Below are 2462 nucleotides of genomic sequence, written 5' to 3'. Positions count from 1 at the left end.
CAACTGGATCCGGATCCTCGACACCCCGGACCCGCTACTGACCACCCGACCGATCGACCCTACCCAGGACGTGGGCGCGACGACCCGCCGCCTGTCGGTGACCGTACCGATCGACGTCACCACCGCACTGCTGACCACGGTCCCGACAGCGTTCCACGCCGGTATCGACGACGTACTCCTGACCGGCCTCGCCACCGCCGTCACCGAATGGCGTCGTCGGCAGGGTCAGGACGGTGGTGGTGGGTTGCTGGTGGTCCTCGAGGGCCATGGACGTATCCCGCTGGCCGAGGGGGTGGAACTGTCCCGCACCGTCGGCTGGTTCACCAACAGCTATCCGGTCCGGCTCGACCCCGGGGCGGTCAACTTCACCGAGGTACGAGCCGGAGGCCCCGCCGCCGGCCGAGCCATCAAACGCATCAAGGAACTGCTGCGTGCCGTGCCCGGCGACGGCCTCGGCTACGGCCTGCTGCGGTACCTCAACCCCGACACCGCACCACAACTCGCCAACCTGCCCACCCCACAGATCGGCTTCAACTACCTCGGCCGCTTCGCCAGCGGCGGAGCCGGTGAGGCAGACCAGCGGATGTGGCAGACGGTGGCCCAGGGGCTGGGCGATACCGACGCCCAATTGCCGGTCATGCATCCATTGGAGGTGACGGGCGCCGTCCACGATCTGGCGGAGGGCCCGCAGCTGATGTTGGTCATGTCGTGGCCAGCCGACTTGTTTGCGGAGTCCGACGTTCAGGCGCTGTTGGACGGTTGGGCCGCGATGCTCACTGGTCTGGCCACTCATACCGCCGATTCCGGCGGAGGCGGTTACACACCCTCCGACTTCCCACTGATGGAACTCAGCCAGGACGAGCTGGACGAGTTCGAGGCGGCAGCGAAGCAGATCGAAGAAGGAGCCTGATATGAGCAAGTCAGCGCTGGTCGGGGTCTGGCCGCTGTCGCCGTTGCAGGAGGGAATGCTCTTCCACTCGCAGTATGACGACCAGGGCACGGACGTGTACGTGGAACAGCTGGTCATGGGTTTGGGTGGGAATCTCGATGTCGGGGCGTTGCGGGCGTCCTGGCAGGGCATGCTCGATCGGCATGAGAGCCTGCGCGCCTGTTTCCAGCGTCGCAGCTCGGGGTCGCCAGTCCAGTTGATCATGCGGCGGGTCGCGCTGCCGTGGCGGGAGGAGGACCTCTCGAACCTGGCCGGGGACGCGGCCGAGGCCGAGGCGGAACGGATCGCGGTCGAGGAACAGTCCCAGCGGTTCAACCTGGCGGTGCCGCCACTCATGAAGCTGCTGCTGATCAAGTTCGGTGCCGACCGGTACCGAATGGTCGTGACCTTGCATCACATCCTGCTGGACGGCTGGTCCCTGGAAGTGTTGATGCGGGAGTTCTGGAGCGCCTATGAGGCCGGCGGCAGCGTGGCCGGGCTGCCGATGGTGACGCCGTACCGGGAGTATCTCGAATGGCTCGCCCGCCAGGACGAGCAGGAAGCGCGGGACGCGTGGCGGGCGGCGTTGGCCGGTGTGGACGAGCCGACCCTGGTAGCCCCAGTCTTCGATCACGGGGCGGCACAGGCGTTCAGCGGCGTGGTAAGGGCAACGACAGGCAGCGAGGTGGATGCCGCGTTGCGGGAGTTGGCCCGGACCAACGGGCTGACGCTGAACACCGTCGTGCAGGCGGCCTGGGCCGTCGTGGTCGGCCAACTGACCGGGCGCCGCGACGTCGTGTTCGGTACGTCGGTCGCCGGTCGGCCTGCGGATCTGTCCGGCATGGAGAACATGGTGGGACTGTTTATCAACACCGTCCCGGTACGGGTCCGGTTCTCGCCGGAGCAGACCGTCACGCAGATGCTGGAGGAGTTGCAGGCGCAACAGACAGGACTGGTCGATTTCCAGTACCTGAGTCTGAGCGAGATTCAGCGCCTGGCCGGTCCGGGCGGTGTCTTCGACACCATGATGGCGTTCGAGAACTTCGGCTCCGGTGTGACCGGCCAGAAGGCGCCGGACTCGACCGAACAGCCGCCGGCCGATGGGCAAGGGGGCGGACCAGGTGGTCTGCGGATCACCGAGGTCGGCGTACGCGAGTCGATCAACTACCCGCTGGGATTGGTGGTGAGCCCGGGCGGCGGTCTCAAGATGCGGTTGAACTACCGGCCGGACCTTTTCGACGAGCGGGCGGCTCAGACGATCGTCGACCGGATGGTGCGGGTGTTGGAGCAGGTGGCGGCGGATCCGGGTCTGCGGCTCAGCGATATCGAGGTCCTGGACGACGCGGAACGGTCACTGGTCGTCGGCCGGTGGAACGACACGGCGGTGCGGGTTCCCGACCAGACGATGCCGGAGTTGTTCGAGGCACAGGTCGCGGCGTCACCGGACGTGGTCGCGGTGCGCTGCGGTGCGGACGTGCTGACCTACGCGGAGCTGGACCAGCGGGCGAACCGGCTCGCCCGGTACCTGACCGGG

General features: G+C 67.3%; 2 protein-coding genes. Both read left to right on the top strand.

Annotated features, from left to right (window positions below):
• The coding region (locus tag ACFP2T_RS28740; protein ID WP_377427037.1) for a condensation domain-containing protein at positions 1–910 on the top strand (910 nt) is incomplete at its 5' end.
• Between the two features lies 1 nt (position 911).
• Positions 912–2462 (top strand): condensation domain-containing protein (locus ACFP2T_RS28735; protein WP_377427034.1); only part of this gene is annotated, 1551 nt, incomplete at its 3' end.

It is taken from the genome of Plantactinospora solaniradicis (assembly GCF_042658085.1).
GTDB classification, from domain to species: Bacteria; Actinomycetota; Actinomycetes; order Mycobacteriales; family Micromonosporaceae; genus Plantactinospora; species Plantactinospora solaniradicis.
The sequence above is the reverse complement of the archived record's forward strand: the minus strand, read 5'-3'. Positions and strand labels throughout refer to the sequence as shown.